Source organism: Thermococcus nautili (assembly GCF_000585495.1).
In the GTDB taxonomy this organism is placed as follows: domain Archaea; phylum Methanobacteriota_B; class Thermococci; order Thermococcales; family Thermococcaceae; genus Thermococcus; species Thermococcus nautili.
In genome coordinates, this window is record NZ_CP007264.1 from 1728414 (window position 1) to 1745884 (window position 17471).

Genomic DNA, 17471 nt, shown 5'->3' on the forward strand with positions numbered 1-17471 from the left:
GTTCTCATAGCCCTATTCTATTCGCTCGTTATGATTCATCTTAGCCTCCTTAAGTTCAAATACTTCCGCTACACCAGCTTTGACCTTGGAATCTTTACGCAGTCCTTCGCGGGCTTCCTCCACGGTCGTCCGTGGTTCAACACTGTGGAGTGGCAGGTTCACGGCGTTACCAGCCACTTCGGTGTTCACTTCCAGCCGATAATGTACGCCCTTATTCCCCTTTTCAAGCTATTCCCATCCGCGAAGACCTTTCTCGTGGTTCAGAGTCTTGCACTCGGCACGTCAGTTTTTCTCGCTTACCTCCTCGCCAAGAAGGTTCTGAACGAGAGGCTAGCGCTCGCGCTGACGGGGCTCTACGCCTTCAACTCCTCCCTCATTGGAATCAACCTCTTTGAGTTTCACCCCGTTTCCCTCGCGGTTCCGCTCTTCCTTCTCGCGGCAGTTCTCCTCGTTGACGGCAGGGAACGTGAGTTTTTCGCAACCTCGGCCATCTTGCTCTCAGTGAAGGAAGACACGTTTCTCGGCGTGGCTTCGCTTTCGCTGTGGTGGGCCTTTCGCGATGGCTTTTCCATCGAGGAACTGAAGAAAAACCGCCGCTTTCTTGTTTTTGCGGCCCTATCCGTGCTCTACGGCGTAATCGTCATCAAGCTTATAATCCCCCACTTCGGGAAGGGCTACATCTACGGTAGTCTTTACAAACACGTCCATCTAACCGGCAGAAAGCTTGCCTACTTCTTACTCTTTAATCTAAGCTTTGGTCTCCTTCCACTCTTCCTCCCGAGAAACTGGGCCCTTCTTACCCTTCCTTGGCTTGAGAACCTCCTTGCCTCAAGGGCCAGTCAGTACTCCTTCGGCTTCCATTATCCTTACATGCTCGTCCCGCTTTCCTTCCTGGGCACAGTCTACGCCCTGAAAGAGCTTGAATTCAGGCATCTCAAAAGGATTCTATCAGTGCTCCTCGTGCTTGGGTTTATAACATCGTGGGCTACTATGCCTATCGCGGAGACTCCACCCAAAGAGCCGTTCTCTCTTGTCTACTATTCAATTCTTGAGCCGCTCCCCGGATACAAAACTGCTTGGGAAGTTATAGACGTTCTTCTGAAGACAAACCTCTCAATTTACACCCAGCCTGCTTTTTATCCAGCCCTGGCGGTTAAGGAGAATGTCTATGTTTATCCAGCAGGGATTAAGCCGGATTTGGTGTTCGTGGACGTGAGGACGTATCACGGGAGGCTCTACCTGAAGAGACTTAGGGAGATGGTGAGGAATAACTACGTTCTCGTTTATTCAAAAAATGGAATTGAACTGTACGCAAGGTCGGGTTTAAAGCTCCCGCTTCCCCTCAAAGAACTCAATTAGCTCCTCATCGCTTATTTCCTCGTCCGCTTCGGTGTAGCCGAGCTCCCTCTTCTGCAACTCAATGAGGCCCGGCGTGAGCAAAAGCCTCCCGTCCAGCTTCGGAACCGCGTAGTGGAGCGTTATCTCGCTGAACTCGTCGAGCCTTATCGTCGGGTTCTCCTCGTACTCAATCTCCTCCAGCCTCTTGCCGTCCGCGATTAGCCTGGCCACTATGCTTGCCCCGTCAATCGAGAACTGGGGTTTTCCGATGTGCCTGACCTTAACGCCTTCCATCTTCGACGTTATGAACTCCCTGGTTCTTCCCCTCGGAACGGCATCGCCGAGGATTCCGCCGACGACTATTATCGTATCATCATTGATGTCCTCCGGCTTCAGCTCTTCCTCGGCCTGGAGGTCGAGGACTATGATTTTTGAGCGGTCAAAGGGGAACTTCGTGACACTTTCATCTATGACGCTCCCGAGCTTCGCGAGTTTTTCCCTCTCCTCCGGCAGGACGTTGGTGAAAATCAGCTTATCCTTCCACCACTCGCTCGCGTGCTTGTACTCCAGCCACAGCCAGTCGCTTATCTCCTCGAGGTGCTCTATGACGAGGTACGGCATGCTCTCACCGCCCGGCTTTGGGTTCAACTTTTTAAAAGCTCTTCCCAAGTTAGGCCATGTCGTTCAGGGAGAAGTACTCGCGCATTGCCCGGCACTACGAGACCCTTGAGAAACCCCTCGACAGGTTTTTCTGTCCGCTGAGGAAGAAGGCGGTTTCCTTTGCCGAGGGGAGAACCCTGGAAGTCGGTGTTGGCGTCGGGAAAACGTTGCGCCATTACCCGAAGGACGTTGAGCTCTGCGCCGTCGATGCCGTTCCCGAGGCCATTGAAATCGCCCGGGAAAAGGCCAGAAGGCTTAACCTGAACGCCTGTTTCGAGGTTGCCGACGTTGAGAAACTTCCTTTCCCGGATAACAGTTTTGACACCGTTCTGAGCTCCTTCATCTTCTGCACCGTTCCGAACCCCGAGAGGGGAATGAGGGAAATCCTCCGCGTTTTAAAGCCTGGGGGAAGGGCGATTTTCCTCGAGCACACGAAGAGCGACTCGATTTTGCTCGACTACCTCTTTCTCCTTCCCCTGAAGTTGCCGTTGAGGCTGCTCCTCGATGACGACCCGCTCAGGGAGACGCATAAACTGGTCTCGAAGCACTTTGAAATCGAGCGCGAGGAGCGCTATTACCGCGGAATCGTCCGTTTAATCGTCGCGCGGAAGCCCGCTGAGAGTAAAACTTTTAAAGCTCCCTCCCCTTAAGAATAACGGGCGTGCGGTGGTAGTCTAGCCTGGTCCAGGACACCGGCCTCCCAAGCCGGTGACCCGGGTTCAAATCCCGGCCACCGCACCACACAAACTTCGCCTGTGCGAAGTTTGACCAAGGCTCGTAGCTCCTGTTGGAGGGCTAAATTTCGAGTCATTTCTTATCAACTGGCCCTTTTTGAGTTGGAGAACCTATCGAATTGCTCTTTTACCGTGGGTTTACCTTTAAATCAACGCCCGAAGGGCGTCAAGGGAGAGTAAACCCCTTTGAGAGGCTTTCTGAGAGAGTTCTCCTTTTGAAAGTGCGATTTATGAGCAAAATCTGCTCTACTTGAGCCCTCGATCAGGAGCTACTAACTTTTGGTGAAGCTTTTTTCAAAAGCTTCCTGCGCAAGCGCTGGCGGGAGATGAGGTGCCTTTTTAAGAGTGCAGGTTTTAGAGTGGGTTTCTACTAGAGTTGCTCCTTTTGTGAGTGTTTCTCCCTTTGAAGGCGCCCAAAGGGCGCCGATATGAAGTTGAAACTATCCCCAAGGAGTTTTGTTGTAGTGTTAAACCTGTATGAACTTGCTTTTTCATTAGTGCTCGACTGTTTTTCTGCTCTTTGGCGAGAAGGGCACTCATTTCGCCAGCCTTTCTCAAAGGCTGTGGGCAAAGTTTCTTTGGCGAAGCTTGCCTAAAAACCAGAACGGGGTTTCAGCAATTGCCGAAAGGCTTATAATCTATTACGAGTAGTAACGGGCATGCTGGAGAAAGAGAAGGAAGCGCTCGCTAAGAGGATTGCAGGTGAGATAACGCTCTCCTCTGACCCCGGGAAAACAATGAGAAAATGGCGTGAAATCTTTGGAATCAGCCAGACCGAGCTTGCTGAATACCTCGGCGTCTCTTCCTCGGTCATCAGCGATTACGAGGGCGGAAGGAGAAAGAGTCCCGGCGCCTCAACTATAAGGAAGTTTGTGGAAGCCCTTCTTGAAATCGACGAGAGGCGCGGTGGCAACGTCATAAGGGCCTTCAGCAAGACCATCGAAGGGGAGCTCCCCACGAGTGCGATACTCGACATAAGGGAGTTCGCGGTTCCGGTGAAGATTTCTGACGTCGTTGAGGCCGTCCGCGGCGAGGTTGTGGCGAATCCACACCTCATCGAGCGGAGAATCTACGGCTACACCGTCGTTGACAGCATAAGGGCGATACTTGAGATGAGCAGTGAGGAGTTCCTCAAGCTCTACGGCTGGACTACCGAGAGGGCCCTAGTTTTCACGAAGGTGACCACAGGGAGGAGCCCCATGATAGCCGTCCGCGTCCAGGGGTTGAAGCCGGCCGTCATAGTCCTTCACGGGGTCAAGAGGCTCGATGAGCTCGCTGTTAAACTGGCCGAGCGCGAAAGGGTTCCCCTGGTAGTTTCGAAGGCATCGAGTGAGATGGAGCTCATAACCAACCTCAGAAAACTCGTTGAAAAAACGGAGAAGGAACTTTAAAGCTCCTTCCTTCTCCAGATTCCTTCTTCGGCGAGCTCAGTTAGTCTGTTCCTTATGTGCACCAGAACGTCGCTCAGCGTTTTCCCGTTGTCGTAGGACTCAACTATCTTCTTGAGCTCTTCCCTTGGAAGGTTCTGCATTTCCTTTGCCAGCTCAACCATTCTCGGGTATGCACGGACTATGTTGTCAACTATCGTTATATCAGCCATCCTCGCGCTCCTTGAGAGGGGGTTCAGGTCAACGGTAACCACGAACTTGCCCATCTTCACGAGCGCCTCCGTCCTGTCGCCGTCCTCAAGCGGGACGAGAACGACGTCTGCCCTCCAGATGCCGTTTTCGTCAACCTTCCCGCGCTCGTGCTCAAGGCCCGGAATCCTCTTCGTCGGGTTTATGCCGAGTATCTCCATCTCCGGGTCGTACTTCCGGAGCTCCCGCTCTATGGCTCTAACGCGCTCTTCCGTCCGGTAGAAGAGGTTTATCTCGAGCTTCGCGCCGAGGGCCTTCGCCAGTTCAATCGTCTCCTTCGGAACGAGCGCCGCGACGTTGCCGTTCACCGAGATTACGGGCCATTCCGCGAGCAGAAACTTGGCAACCGCTGCCCTCATGGCTCTTTCGGCGGGTTCTATCGTTTTCTCACCGATGAGGTAGTCAAAAGCCTCCCCGCGCCCGTGGGCGATTAGACCGGCTTTGGCCGTCATTCCCTTCTCCATACCCGCGATAATTTTCTCGCGGTAGTAGAGGCTCCAGTAGCGCGGATGGCTCTTTGGAATCTTCACCATTCCAACCACCGGAGACTTTTCTCCCCATCCCTAATAAACCTGTCTTAGTGGTCCCCTTCGAAAAAGCAAGCTCGTTCCTTCTTTTGGCTGAAAAAGGGTTCTAAACCTTTGGTTCAAGAAAATCGTATAAACTCAAGGTTCAGAACTTTTGGTGAACAAAAATGTTCCCGTGAGCGGGGGTGTTCATCGTGGGATACAAGATTACCGCAAAGGAGGATTTGAGTCCAATTGACTATTTTGTAGAAGTGGAGGCACCGCACGTTGCAAAGGCCTGGAAACCCGGACAGTTCGTCGTCTTCATCCTCCACGAGAGGGGAGAGAGAATACCCATGTCTGTCTACAAAGCCGAAGATGGAAAGGTTGGGATGTTTATCAGGAAGCTCGGAAAGACAAGCCTTCAGCTCTACCACGAGTACAAGCCTGGTGACGAGCTCTGGAGCTTCGTCGGGCCCCTCGGAAAGCCGATTAAGGTCAAGAACTACGGTAGAGTCGCCTTCGTCTCCGATGCCGTCTGCGGCCACGCCGAGAACCGGGCAACACTTAAAGTCATGCGTGAGGCCGGCAATTACACGATTTCCGTTCAGACCTTCGAGGACAGGGAGAAGGTTTACCCAACCCGCTTTTTGGCTAGGGAAGTCGCTGACGAGTACTACCTAACGACCCTTGACGGGTCGGTCGGCATAAAGGGCCACTACCTCGACGTTGTGCGAGAGCTCATCGAGAAAGACCGGGTTGATGTCATATTCGCGGGAGGAAGTCTAAGAAACCTCGCAAAACTCGCCGAGCTCACGAGGCCCTACGGAATCCCAACCTACGCAACGGTGAGGCAGATTATGGTGGATGGAACCGGCATGTGCGGTTCGTGCAGGGTTCTATACGACGGGGAAGTAAAGTTCGCCTGCAGGGACGGGCCGGTCTTTGACGCCCACAAGATTGACTGGGAGGACGCGATAAGGAGAAACTACGAGCGCTTCTCGGAACAGGAGAGGCTTGCCAAGGAGCGCTATCTTGAATATCTCCGCGCCAAGGGGGTGATTTGAATGCCGAAGCTCATCAAGGAGAGGGTTCCAACCCCTGAGAGACCCGTTGAGGAGAGGGTTAAGGACTTCGGTGAGGTCAACCTCGGCTACACCTTCGAGCTTGCCGTTAAGGAAGCTGAGCGCTGCCTCCAGTGTCCGGCAAACTACGCGCCCTGTATAAAGGGCTGTCCCGTCCACATCAACATTCCTGCCTTCATAGCCAAGATTAAGGAGGGCGACATCAAGGGCGCCCTGAGGATAATCTGGAACGACAACACGCTCCCTGCCATAACAGGCCGTGTCTGCCCGCAGGAGGACCAGTGTGAGGGTGCATGTGTCGTCGGAAAAGTCGGCCAGGCTGTAAACATCGGCAAGCTTGAGCGCTTCGTTGCCGACTACGCGAGGAAGCACGGCATAGAGGAGGAGCTCCTCTGCGAGTTCGAGGAGAAATGCACCGGAGAGCTTGGAAAGGTGGCCGTCGTGGGAGCTGGTCCAGCGGGCCTGACCTGCGCCGGTGAGCTCGCGAAGATGGGCTACAAGGTGACCGTCTTCGAGGCCCTTCACAAGCCCGGTGGAGTTCTCATCTATGGAATCCCCGAGTTCAGGCTTCCCAAGGAGATACTCGACCACGAGCTGGCCAAGCTCAAGCGCCTTGGAGTCGAGATAAAGACAGACCACGTCGTTGGAAAGACGGTCACCCTTGAAGAGCTTCTCCAGGAGTACGACGCCGTCTTCATAGGAACCGGGGCAGGAACGCCGAAGCTCCTCAACATCCCGGGAATCCTGCTCGACAGGATTTACTCAGCCAACGAGTTCCTCACGAGGATTAACCTGATGAAGGCCTACGAGTTCCCCGAGTACGACACGCCGATAGCCGTCGGGAAGAAGGTAATCGTCATCGGAGCCGGAAACACGGCAATGGACGCGGCGCGCTCCGCGCTGAGGCTTGGTTGCGACGTGACGATAGCCTACAGGCGTGGTGAGGAGGACGTGACGGCGAGGATTGAGGAGGTCGAGCACGCGAAGGAGGAGGGCGTGAAGTTCCTCTACTTCGTCCAGCCGGTTGAGTTCATCGGCGACGAGAAGGGCAAGGTCAAGGCGGTGAAGTTTGAGAAGATGGAGCCGTTGGAGGAGAGGGACTCAAGGGGGAAGAGGAAGATACGGCCAACCGGCGAGTATGTCACCGTCGAGGCTGACACGGTGATAATAGCAATCGGCCTTGAGCCCAACAGGATTATCAGCGAGGAAGCCGGGATAAAGACCAACCCCAACGGGACGCTCGTCGTCGATGAGAACCTTATGACGAGCGTTCCCGGAGTCTTCGCAGGTGGAGACGCGATAAGGGGCGAGGCAACGGTTATCCTCGCAATGGGCGACGGAAAGAAGGCGGCGAAGGCGATAGACGAGTACATCAGGGCGAAGAAGGCCAGCGCATGAGTTCCCTTTACCATTCCCTTTTTCTGGAACCCAAGAACAGGCCCTTTCTCAGATAGTCCATGAACTCGCTGTTGAGAAACGTCTTTGTGAACTCAAGGGTCTCCTCCGGCGAGAGCCACTCGACCTCCTCGGGAACTCCCTCGACCCAGAGGTAGACGAGCTCGTTCTCCTTCCTCGCTATGAGAAGGGTGAAGATTTTAACGCCGAGCTCCTGCGCGAGCTTAACTTCCCTCCCGACGAGGGACGTGAACTTCCCGAGGGGAGCAACCGCGACGAGGTACTCGGCTTCCTTAATCCTGTCGCTCGTGTCCCTCATGCCGTACTTCGAGGGCACGAGGATGTTGTTGGAGTTCAGTTTTTCTTCGATAATCTCAACGATTGCCCTCTCGGTTCGGGTGTGGTAGAGGAAGGTGGGCTCCGTCAGGTAAACGAAGGGCCCGTAGGTTTTCTTCCTCCTCAAAAAGCCCAGCATTGGACCACCTCAGGTGGGGATAATGTCATCATCTTGGCATCAGGAGGGATGACACTCCTCATCGGTTCGCAACCTAAATCTTCCCTCTCAAGCCTCCTTTCGGCCAAAGGAGTATTTTCAGCGGAGCGGGCGTCATCGGTTAAAGAGGCCCTGTCATCCAACCCCGTGAGAGTTGTGAAGGAAAATAGTGTTAATTAAGCTTTTGTTTTTGAATGGGTAAGGTTCCCACCTCATGACAACTGGATGGGGGAATCCTCGTGAAAATCTCGTAATCCGATGGTGCTTTAAACTCTTATTCAACATCCCGTGGGGGAGAAAACGTGACTCAAGTGTTCGTGGACGAGAGCGGGGACCTCGGTGGCAGTAGGAGTAACAAGCGATACTTTGTAATTGCAGCTGTGCTCTGCGAGGAGGCTGCAATAAAAACCACGATACAAGACATATCTAAGAAATTTGGACTACCGGAACTTAAGTTCAGCGAGCTATCTTACGACGAGAAGGTTGAAGCCGTGAAAATGCTCTCCCCTTTGGAATTCAAAGTTGCATACGTGGTCCTTTCAAAGAACGATAGGAAACTGAGGGATTGGCTGGACAAGAGCAAACGCAACAAGAGCTTAGCGGCCATGAAGCTACACGGGGCGTTGGTTCAAGGTCTGCAATCATATGGTGCTCCGCAAATTATCGTTGTGGATAGGAGTCAATACTCAAAGGATATCTCGGGATTTCTCTCAAGAAGGTACTCCCTAGCTGTTGCCCCGGGCGATTCTCAGAAAAGGGCTGGTCTCCAGCTCGCCGATGCAATGGCTAATGTCATCTACCTCCACTATCAGTACAAAAACGGTGAGCTAATCGATGAAATACGGGATAAAATCATCTTCGGAAGGTTCATCAACGAGAGAGAACTCAGAAGGTTATGAGGAGTCGGGTGGCTAGTCCCCTTCCGGGCGACCCCCACCCTCATACCTCTGAGAGACACTTTGATGGCAGATTTTATTAAACTTTCGGCAGATTTTTGAGTGGTAGGTGATATCCATGCGACTCATTCCGCTCGCCTCTGAAAGCCTCGGCGTTAGGAGCCTGGCGACGTTCGTGGAAGCTGCTGGCTTAAAAATCCTCATCGACCCCGGCGTCGCCCTCGGGCCGAAGCGCTACGGTCTCCCGCCGGCAAAAATCGAGCTCGAGACCCTTCAAAAGATGAGGGGGAAGGTACAGGGCTACGCGAGGAAAGCGGACCTCGTGACGATTTCCCACTACCACTACGACCACCACACTCCTTTCTTCGAGGGTCTCTACGAGAGCTCCAGCGAAGCCTTTGCGAGGGAAATCTACGAAGGAAAGCTGATATTCACCAAACACCCCACCGAGAACATCAACTTCAGCCAGAGGAAACGGGCCTGGGCCTTCCTCAAGAAGGCGGAGCCAATAGCTAAGAGGGTGGAGTTCTCGGACGGGAGGAGCTTCGACCTCGGTGGCGTTACACTGGAGTTCTCGCCGGCGGTTCCGCACGGTAGCGAGGGCTCAAGGCTTGGCTTCGTGGTCATGGCCCTCATAGACGACGGAACCAGGCTAATCCACGCCAGCGACATCCAGCTCCTCAACAGGAAGGCCGTCGAGTGGATAATCGAGAAGAACCCCGACGTCCTCATAACGGGTGGACCGCCAACTTACCTTGGAAAGCGCGCCGAGGGGAGCTGGGAAACGGGAATTAAAAACCTCAACGAGATAATCCGCGAAACGAACGCCCAAATAATCCTCGACCACCACATCGTCAGGGACAGGAACTACCCGCGCTTCTTCGACGAGCTTGAGAAGAGACCGAAGACCTTCGCTGGATTTCTGAAGGTCGAGGACAGACCGCTGGAGGCCTACAGGAGGGAGCTCCACAAAATCGAGAGGGGCGAGAAAGCGAAGGTCCCGTTCAGGTTAGGTTGAGAGGAAGCCGCCGTCGACTGGAATCACCGCCCCGTTCACGTAGCTTGCCAAATCACTAGCCAGGAAGAGAATAACCCTCGCCACCTCGTCAGGCTCGCCGAAGCGCCCCATGGGAAGCCGGGCGTTGAAGTGGAAGGATATTCCTATCTTTTCCATGTCGAACTTCATTATCGCCTCCTTCTTAAGTTTCTTCACGCCCTCGGTCTCTATCCCGCCGGGAACTATGACGTTCGCCCGTATTCTCTTCCCGTACTCCCTCGCGATGGCCCTCGTGAGGGCTACCACGCCGAGCTTCGCGGTGTCGTAGTGGGCCAGGCCCCTCGCAAAGGGGAGGAACGCCTCTATGGAGCTCACGTTGATTATCACGCCGCCCCGTTCTTTCCTCGTCCTGACGAAGTGCTGGCACATCCAGAACACCGAGTGGAGGTTTATCGCCATGACCCTCTCGTAGAACCCCTCGTCCACCTCCTCGAAGTCCCTGAACCAGTAAACTCCCGCGTTGTTCACCAGTATATCCGGCTCCCTGCCCTTCAGGGCCTCCCACAGCGCGTCTATCTCCACCTTCCGCGAAAGGTCCACACGGTGGACGTTCACCTCGACGCCGAACTCCCCGGCGAGTTCCCCCGTCGCCTTCAGGCCGAACTCGTCAACGTCCACAAGCTCGAGGTCCGCCCCGGCCTCGGCGAAGCGAAGCGCCGTTGCGCGGCCTATTCCCGAAGCGGCGCCCGTAATCAGGGCCCTCCTTCCCGAGAGGGAAATCAGCTCAGATAGAGGAGCGGCCATTGGAATCCCCTAATGTAATACGGCACAGGGGCTCTAAACACTATCGGCACAGCACCATCCTGAGGGTCTCCCTCTTCGCCTCCTCCACGGAGACGTTTCCGTCGAGGAAAAGGTAGTCGAAGGCGAAGCCGTCTATGAGTGAGACGAGAAGGAAGGCCCTTACCCGCGGGTTTTCTACGCCGGCATCGCGGAGGAGGCCTTCAATCATCTCAAGGTACCTCTCGGCCATCTCGCGCCACTCCTCCTCCCACTCGCCCCGCTTCAGGCTCTCCTCGTAGAACTCAAGGAAGAACCGGTAGAGCTTCTGGTTCTGGCTCACGAAGTCGAACATCGCTCCGACCAGCACCCGGAGCCTCTCCTCGGGGCCATCGGCTTTTTCCATGACCTCCCCGAGCTCCCGCTCCCACTGGGTGAGGTAGTGGAAGAAAACGGCCTTAGCGAGCTCGTACTTGCTCGGGAAGTGGTGGAAGAGCCCTCCCTTTGAGACGCCGGCTTTTCTGGCTATCTCCTCGACCGATACCTCATGGTATGAGCGTTCGCTGAAGAGCTCAAGGGCAGCTTCGATTATCCTCGTCCGCGTGTCCCTCGCCATGCCATCCCCCGGCCTTCCTTGGTGGGCCACCTAAAAATACTTTGTGAAAAAATGAAATCACCGGAGGAGCCTCACCATGGCCGGCAGGAGAACCACGGCCCCGAGGAAGCTGTAGACGAGGCCGAACAGCACGGTCGCCGCGAACTGGGTCACTACAGGTATGGGGATTGTGACGAGGACTCCAAAGGCTATCAGCGTCGTCAGCGCCGAGTAGAGCACCTCCCTGCCCGCGGTTGAGACCGCAGTCGAGTAGGCCTCCCGGAACCCTTTTCCTGTCCTTCTCTCGATGACCCAGCGGTTGGCGACGTGGATTGGGTAGTCTATGCCTATTCCGACTATTATCGCACCTACCATGGCCGTCATCGCGTTGAGCGGGATGTTGAGGAGCTTCATCGTGGCGAAGAGCCAGCCGAGGACCGCGAGGGGGACGAGCGCCGCGAGGAGCCCTTCCAGGGGGGCGCGGTGCGCAACGGCGAACGAAACGGGCAGTACGGTTAGGGTAAAGGCCAGACACAGGAGGATTGAGAGAATCATGGCGTTCCTCATGTCGTCGAGCCCCTTGGCCCATATTATCGGGTCGCCGGTTATCGTGGCGTTCAGCCCCCTGAAGTCCTCCCTCAGCTCCCTCAGGAGCTCCTTCCCGTGGTAGCCGAAGTCCGTCCTTGAGGGGACGACGAGGAGAAGGCCGTCAAAGTGTCCGTTGCTCTCGTGAAGGTAAAAGCGCCCTGTTCTTGTCTCGTATGCCTCCTTCAGAAACTCCTCGAGCTCGCGGGGTGTCACGTTTGAGTCAATCCAGCCGTCCCCGTTCCTATCAACGAGGGCGTAGGCTTTACTGACCCCCGGGTTCTCGGCGGCAATTATGGGTAGCGCACTCAGGAGCCACTCAACGGCCGGTTTTCCGCCGGATTTGACCACGTACCTGTCGTCGGCCATTCTCTGCACGGCAATCTGGAGCCTCCTCCAGAGGGCTGGGTCCGTCAGGTTCCCATCAACGCGGACGTAGACCCTCTCGGTCCCGATGTCGAATTTGCTGTTCAGGAGCTCGTAGGCCTTTGTAACGCGCAGGTCCTTCGCGAGCTCACCTGTGGGGTTGTACGAGGCCTTCATTCCGAGGCCGAGGGACCAGCCAACCGCCGCCACAAGGAAAGCAGAGATGACGAGCAGGCCCGCGAACCGTTTGTCCGAGAGCGCCCCGATGGCAAGGCGGGCCCGTCCCTTCCTTCGCGCGGGGGGAGCGGAAGGGCGGAGGACCTTAAGGGCCGGAACGAACGTCACGTTGAGAACGAAGACCGAGAGGATTGCAAAGGCCGAGAGGAACCCGAAGCGCCTCATGCTCGGGAGGCTTGAGATGGCGTTTGAGGAGAAGCCGACGACGGTCGTGACCATAGCAAGGAGGAGAGCCACGCCGACGGTCGAGAGCACGGCCTTCATGGCATCCTTCGGTCCGAGGTTCAGCTTCTCGCGGTAGCCCATGAGGACGTGGAAGGAGAAGTCTATGCCGAGGCCGAGGACGAGAATCGGCACCATGCCTGCCATGAGGTCCAGCTTCCAGCCGAGCGCGCCCGCGAGGCCGAACGTCCACACCACCGCGAGGAACAGCGTGATGAGCGATATGGCAACGTCCCCGAGGCTCCTGAAGTTCAGGTACATGAGGGCGAGGATTAGGACAAGGGCGAGCAGGAAGGCGGGCGCGAGGCGCTCCTCGGTCTTGACGTAGTAGTAGTTCATCAGGTGGAACCCGTAGGTGAGGGAGTCGTTGTCAACCGAGAGGGCGTCGCCCTCTATCTCGAGCTCGGCCTTTTCAAGCTCGTCCTCCGGGTAGCTCGCGTTGAGGAGGACGTAGATTGCCATTGAGGGGCTCTCCATCCTTTCCCGGTTGAAGTCCCTGGGGAGGAGCGAGAGGGCGTAATCCTTCATCTGCTCCGGGACAGAGGGGTCGCTCAGGAACTCCCTCAGCGTCTCGCGGATTTCGGCGGCCGTTTTGAAGGAGCGCATCTCCTCGAGAACCCGGTCCGGGGTGGGGCTTACTCCCTCCTTCGCGAGCCTGTAAGATGCGAGAACCGCGGGAAGGGACGTCACGGCGTTTTCCTTCGGCTCAATGAGGAATTCCCCCGCACTGCCGTCCATTATTTTCTCCGTCAGTTCGGCCGTTTTGGAGAAGTACTCAGGTGTCAGCACGTTGCTCCCCCTGAAAACGACCACAACTGGCTCCACATTGCCGAAGTCCCTTTGAATCTTCTCAAGGGCCTTCACCTCCGGGTAGTTGGGAAATAAAGCGTTCAGGCTCGTTTCCTCCTTGAGCTGCGAGGCGAAGGCCATGAAGACCAGCGTGACGAGCAGAATTACTGCAATCGTTCTCTTCGGCTTCTCAACCACGAGGTCTGCAAAGCCCATCCGGTTCACCCCCTTTACCTACCGACCGGTCGGTTTGCAACCTTATAAGCTTTTCTCTGGAAACCCTTAAATCGGTTCGTGAGAAGTCCATTTCAGGTGAGACCGATGAGGAACTTCTACATCGCCCACGAGGAGGATATAAAGGCTGGAAAGACGACGGACGTTTACTTCATTCGAACGAAGAAGATACTGACCGAGAAGGGAATCCACAGGAAGGTTTTCGCCGACGTCACCACGACTTCCCTCCCCAAGGGATGGAAGTGGGGCGTTCTCGCGGGAATTGAGGAGGTCGCGAAGCTCCTCGAAGGTCTGCCGGTGAACGTCTACGCGATGAGAGAGGGCACTATATTCCACCCCTACGAGCCGGTTCTCCAAATTGAAGGCTACTACGAGGAGTTCGGAGTCTATGAAACGGCCCTACTCGGAATGCTCAGCCAGGCGAGCGGGATAGCGACGGCCGCCCTGAGAATCAAGATAGCGGCCAACTTCAAGCCGGTTTACTCATTCGGAATAAGGCACATGCACCCGGCCATAGCGCCGATGATTGACAGAGCGGCCTTCATAGGCGGCTGCGACGGCGTTAGCGGCGTCCTAGGAGCGGAGATGATAGGGGAGAAGCCCGTTGGAACTATGCCCCACGCGTTAATACTCACAGTCGGTGACCAGGTGAAGGCCTGGAAGTACTTCGACGAGGTCGTCGAGCCCGAAGTACCGAGGACAGCCCTCGTTGACACGCTCTGCGACGAGAAGTTCGAGGCGCTGATGGCGGCCGAGGCTCTGGGCGAGAGATTAACTGCGGTTAGGCTTGACACTCCGGGCTCGAGGAGGGGCAACTTCAGAAAGATAATCGAGGAGGTCCGCTGGGAGCTCAACTTAAGGGGCTACGACTGGGTGAAGATTTTCGTGAGCGGTGGGCTGAACGAGGAGAGCATAAAGGAAATTGTTGACGTGGCAGACGCCTTCGGCGTCGGTTCTGCCATAGCGAGCGCAAAGCCGGTAGACTTCTCGCTCGACATCGTTGAGGTTGAAGGGAAGCCGATAACGAAGCGCGGGAAGCTGAGCGGGAGGAAACAGGTCTATCGCTGTGAGAACGGCCACTACCACCGCGTTCCGGCCGATAAAAAGCTCGAACGCTGTCCAGTCTGCGGCGCCAAGGTTGAGCCGCTTCTCCAGCCCCTCATCGAGAACGGTGAGATAGTGGCCGAGCTCCCGAAGGCAAGGGAGATAAGGGAGTACGTCCTCGAGCAGGCCGAGAAGTTCAAACTGAGCCTTGAATGAGCTCCTCTCCAATATCTTGTTTTTCAGATAGCTCGCAGAAAAGTCCGACAAGGAATAGGAAAGAGAGGCCTTCAGGCCTCCTCAATGCTGATAGCGCTAACAGGGCAGGCCTCCATGGCCTCCTTGGCGCAGTTGTAGAGGTTCTCGTCCTCGATAACCTCGACAACCGGAACAGCCTTGCCCTCGTCGTTCATCTCGAAAACGTCCGGGCAGAGGCTGGCACAGATGGCGTCACCAATGCAGGTGTCCTGGTCGACGGTAACCTTCCACGCCATGGCACATCACCGGGCTTAAGTGCGCTCGGACGAATATAAACTTTTCGTTCCTAAAACCGACGGTTTGAAACGATAGTCTGTGGAAAGGGAAGCGAAAGAAAGCGACGATGAACAGGAAAAGGCAGGATGGGTCAGTAAAGGCCCAGCCTCTTCTTGTACTCCGGGCTGATTCTGTCCGGCGTCCACGGCGGGTCGAAGGTAAGTTCAATCTCGGCATCCTTAACGCCCGGAATCTCAAGGATTTTGTCCTCAACTGCCCTGAGAATCCACATTGTCAGCGGACAGCCGGGGGTCGTCATCGTCATTTTGACGTAAACGGTGTTGTCGGGGTTAACCTTCACCTCGTAGATGAGGCCGAGGTTGACGACGTCTATTCCAATCTCGGGGTCTATGACCTCCTTGAGCTTCTCAAGTATCATCTCCTCGGTTATCTTGACGTCGCCCGCTTCCTTCACTTCCCTCTCGCGGTTGATGGTTATCAAGCCGACCCCCTCGAGCTTTCCGAGCTCGGAGTGGAGCTTTATGAGAACGTTGTCTATATCGGGGGTGTCCTTTGCAAGAGTAACCGTGACGTTGCCCTTATCGTCAACTTCGATTGAGCGGATGAACTTCTCGTCAACGACCGATTTCACGACCTTCTCAACCTCTTCCTTCGTGACCATACTCACCACCGCTCCAACTTAAGAACTACACATTTAAACCTTTTGGGCCAAAGTTGTGAACTAACGGAGGAGGACGTCCCTCATCAGCTCGACGGCCATTTCGGGGCTCAACGCCCTCGCCCGCGTCTCCCTCAGAATCCTCTGGATGGCCAAACGCTTGGTCGAAGGCGCCCTCCTAAACAGCTCCCAGAGAAGGGGACAGCCGAAGCTCAGCCTGTAAGGCCCGATTATCTCGATAATCTCTCCCTTGTCGAGGGCGAGAAAGGCGGGAAAGTTAAGGATAACGATGCCGTTCTTTTCGTAAATCGAAATCAAACCTGAACTCAGCATGTCGCCCGTCGCAAGGATTCTCACGCCAAGCTCCCTCGCCTTCCGCTCAACCGCTTCCATGACCATTGAGTGACAGCGGCCGCAGATTGGTGCCCCTTTCTCAATCAGCTCCCGCATCGTCTCCTCGTAACCCGGCACCTCGACGAGTACTGCGTTCTCGGAACGAACCTTTTGGAGGGTTTTTTCGCCCATCTGGGGCAGTTTCGCGGTTACTGGAACGACGTCAAAGCCTGCCCAGCGGAGGATTTTCAGCGTTGCCGTGCTGTCGGAGCCAGCGGAGAAGGCCACAGCGACCTTGGCATCAGTGGGAGTCCTTTCGAAGTCTCTTCCTTCGAGGCGGAAGAGGACGAGCTCCCTCAGCCTGGAATACGCGCTCTCGCCTATCGCTTCCCTCACGCGCTCGAGGGCTTCAAGGTTGTAGCAGAGGCGGTAGCGCTTGACAGGGTCTTGGGTGGGGGTGAGCATTTAAACCTCCTCCAGCCGTATTTTCCCGAGCAGTTCTTCGTAGGTGTAAGTTGCTTCTCTCGTGATATTCCCAAACCCGTAACTCCAGAATTTGATATCGGGCTCTTCCTCGATGTTCTTCTTGAAGGATTTGACAATCAGCACTCCCCCCACAGTCTCGGGGCCGCTTTCCTTTATGTACGCCTTCAGCTGTTTCAAGTCTTCTTTTCCGGCGCTTCCGAGCTTTACTTCCACAAGAATCCTCGGAGCCCTGCCGAGGGGGTGTTTGGGCTTTATCAGGAGGTCCACATGCCCGGAGGGGAGAGCCTTTTCGCCGAGAACCTCAAAATCCTCCGGGTTCCCGTCTATTTTAAACGTCTCCAAAAGCCCATCCAGAAAATTCCGCTCAATGGCCTTTCGAAGGAGGGACTGGAGGAGGACTTCCCTCATCGGGAAAACCCTCGGTGGGTCTATGAGTTCCCGTGAAAAGGTGATTTTTGGCATGAACGCTTTCCATTTTGAGGTTTCATGTTGAAATTCTTCGCTCACTGGGATTCCCATTCCCGAAACGTTGTAGAGTGTTACCTCATCGGCCTGGAAATGAGTCTTTCTATACCCTCCTCTCAACAGAAGGTTTTCAGCTACGTAAGAAAACTCCGGTCTTATCATTGACTCGGAAAGCTCACGGAGGGGCGTCAGCAGGAGCCTGAAGGGGAAAGAATACACCCTCCCAGAGGGCAGTTTTATCGGCTCCCAGGGGCCGACTTCGTCGGGGTTCTCAATTGCGACTTTCTTTTTCACGCGATAGAGGTTGTAAACCTTCGCTCCGTGCAGGAACGAGACGTAGTCCCCAACATCAATATCGACAAAGGCCCAGTACCCGTTTACGCTACTTGTGAACCCTGCAACGTTCATCTGAGTGCATTTTTCAAGGTTCTCCATCGTCGCGAC

At 55.4% G+C, this 17471-nt stretch carries 18 protein-coding genes and 1 tRNA gene; 9 read left to right on the top strand and 10 right to left on the bottom strand.

From position 1 onward, the window contains the following. Nucleotides 1-30 precede the first annotated feature (30 nt). Entirely contained in the window at nt 31-1359 is a 1329-nt protein-coding gene (locus BD01_RS09500) for a DUF2079 domain-containing protein (RefSeq protein WP_245599232.1), read from the top strand. On the opposite strand, the gene BD01_RS09505 is transcribed toward BD01_RS09500, so the two are convergent. Further along, on the bottom strand, nt 1324-1959 hold the full coding sequence (locus BD01_RS09505; RefSeq protein WP_042692405.1) for a hypothetical protein: 636 nt from the start codon (nt 1957-1959) through the stop codon (nt 1324-1326). The genes BD01_RS09500 and BD01_RS09505 overlap by 36 nt on opposite strands. A 56-nt stretch (nt 1960-2015) precedes the next feature. Here BD01_RS09505 and BD01_RS09510 point away from each other — a divergent pair, with 56 nt between their 5' ends. From BD01_RS09510 to BD01_RS09520, 3 genes are all read left to right on the top strand, one after another. Then, a complete protein-coding gene (locus BD01_RS09510; RefSeq protein WP_051482207.1) occupies nt 2016-2648 on the top strand; it encodes a class I SAM-dependent methyltransferase in 633 nt (210 codons plus the stop codon). A 13-nt stretch (nt 2649-2661) separates the two neighbouring features. Beyond that, nucleotides 2662-2739, top strand: a tRNA-Gly gene (locus BD01_RS09515). Nucleotides 2740-3391: 652 nt separating this feature from the next. Beyond that, nucleotides 3392-4123: a helix-turn-helix domain-containing protein gene (locus BD01_RS09520; protein ID WP_042692408.1), complete on the top strand. Its 732-nt coding sequence runs from the start codon at nt 3392-3394 to the stop codon at nt 4121-4123. Here BD01_RS09520 and BD01_RS09525 read toward each other — a convergent pair. Next, the gene (locus BD01_RS09525; protein WP_042692411.1) at nt 4120-4902 is read right to left on the bottom strand and encodes a 4-phosphopantoate--beta-alanine ligase; all 783 of its coding nucleotides are present in this window, start codon (nt 4900-4902) and stop codon (nt 4120-4122) included. The genes BD01_RS09520 and BD01_RS09525 overlap by 4 nt on opposite strands. Before the next feature lie 188 nt (nt 4903-5090). Here BD01_RS09525 and BD01_RS09530 point away from each other — a divergent pair, with 188 nt between their 5' ends. Beyond that, entirely contained in the window at nt 5091-5942 is an 852-nt protein-coding gene (locus tag BD01_RS09530) for a sulfide/dihydroorotate dehydrogenase-like FAD/NAD-binding protein (RefSeq protein ID WP_042692414.1), read from the top strand. Further along, nucleotides 5943-7358, top strand: a complete 1416-nt coding sequence (gene gltA, locus BD01_RS09535) for an NADPH-dependent glutamate synthase (protein WP_042692417.1) — start codon at nt 5943-5945, stop codon at nt 7356-7358. It begins immediately after the preceding gene. A gap of 7 nt (nt 7359-7365) precedes the next feature. Here gltA and BD01_RS09540 read toward each other — a convergent pair whose 3' ends face one another. Then, nucleotides 7366-7830, bottom strand: coding sequence for a hypothetical protein (locus BD01_RS09540; RefSeq protein WP_042692420.1), 465 nt, complete (start codon nt 7828-7830; stop codon nt 7366-7368). A gap of 329 nt (nt 7831-8159) precedes the next feature. Here BD01_RS09540 and BD01_RS09545 point away from each other — a divergent pair, with 329 nt between their 5' ends. Beyond that, a complete protein-coding gene (locus BD01_RS09545; RefSeq protein WP_169730292.1) occupies nt 8160-8747 on the top strand; it encodes a DUF3800 domain-containing protein in 588 nt (195 codons plus the stop codon). Between the two features lie 115 nt (nt 8748-8862). Further along, nucleotides 8863-9762: an MBL fold metallo-hydrolase gene (locus BD01_RS09550; protein ID WP_042692425.1), complete on the top strand. Its 900-nt coding sequence runs from the start codon at nt 8863-8865 to the stop codon at nt 9760-9762. On the opposite strand, the gene BD01_RS09555 is transcribed toward BD01_RS09550, so the two are convergent. From BD01_RS09555 to BD01_RS09565, 3 genes are read right to left on the bottom strand one after another with little or no spacing between them, the layout of a single operon-like run. Further along, a complete protein-coding gene (locus BD01_RS09555; protein ID WP_042692427.1) occupies nt 9754-10545 on the bottom strand; it encodes an SDR family NAD(P)-dependent oxidoreductase in 792 nt (263 codons plus the stop codon). The two genes, BD01_RS09550 and BD01_RS09555, sit on opposite strands and share 9 nt — an antisense overlap. 40 nt (nt 10546-10585) lie before the next feature. Beyond that, nucleotides 10586-11137 (bottom strand): TetR/AcrR family transcriptional regulator, encoded by a 552-nt coding sequence (locus BD01_RS09560; protein WP_042692429.1) that lies wholly within the window; start codon nt 11135-11137, stop codon nt 10586-10588. A 57-nt stretch (nt 11138-11194) separates the two neighbouring features. Then, nucleotides 11195-13531 carry an efflux RND transporter permease subunit gene (locus BD01_RS09565; protein ID WP_042692430.1) on the bottom strand — a complete coding sequence of 779 codons (2337 nt, stop codon included), beginning with the start codon at nt 13529-13531 and terminating at the stop codon, nt 11195-11197. Between the two features lie 105 nt (nt 13532-13636). On the opposite strand from BD01_RS09565, the gene BD01_RS09570 reads away from it, so the two are divergent. Next, nucleotides 13637-14809 carry a nicotinate phosphoribosyltransferase gene (locus tag BD01_RS09570; protein WP_042692433.1) on the top strand — a complete coding sequence of 391 codons (1173 nt, stop codon included), beginning with the start codon at nt 13637-13639 and terminating at the stop codon, nt 14807-14809. Nucleotides 14810-14880: 71 nt separating this feature from the next. Here BD01_RS09570 and BD01_RS09575 read toward each other — a convergent pair whose 3' ends face one another. From BD01_RS09575 to BD01_RS09590, 4 genes are all read right to left on the bottom strand, one after another. After that, on the bottom strand, nt 14881-15084 hold the full coding sequence (locus BD01_RS09575; protein WP_042692436.1) for a ferredoxin: 204 nt from the start codon (nt 15082-15084) through the stop codon (nt 14881-14883). 131 nt (nt 15085-15215) lie between these two features. Further along, nucleotides 15216-15746 (bottom strand): metal-sulfur cluster assembly factor, encoded by a 531-nt coding sequence (locus BD01_RS09580; protein WP_042692438.1) that lies wholly within the window; start codon nt 15744-15746, stop codon nt 15216-15218. A 60-nt stretch (nt 15747-15806) separates the two neighbouring features. Beyond that, nucleotides 15807-16541 carry an ATPase gene (locus tag BD01_RS09585; protein WP_042692440.1) on the bottom strand — a complete coding sequence of 245 codons (735 nt, stop codon included), beginning with the start codon at nt 16539-16541 and terminating at the stop codon, nt 15807-15809. Further along, on the bottom strand, nt 16542-17462 hold the full coding sequence (locus BD01_RS09590) for a PDDEXK family nuclease (RefSeq protein ID WP_245599233.1): 921 nt from the start codon (nt 17460-17462) through the stop codon (nt 16542-16544). It lies immediately after the preceding gene. Between the last annotated feature and the right edge of the window lie 9 nt (nt 17463-17471).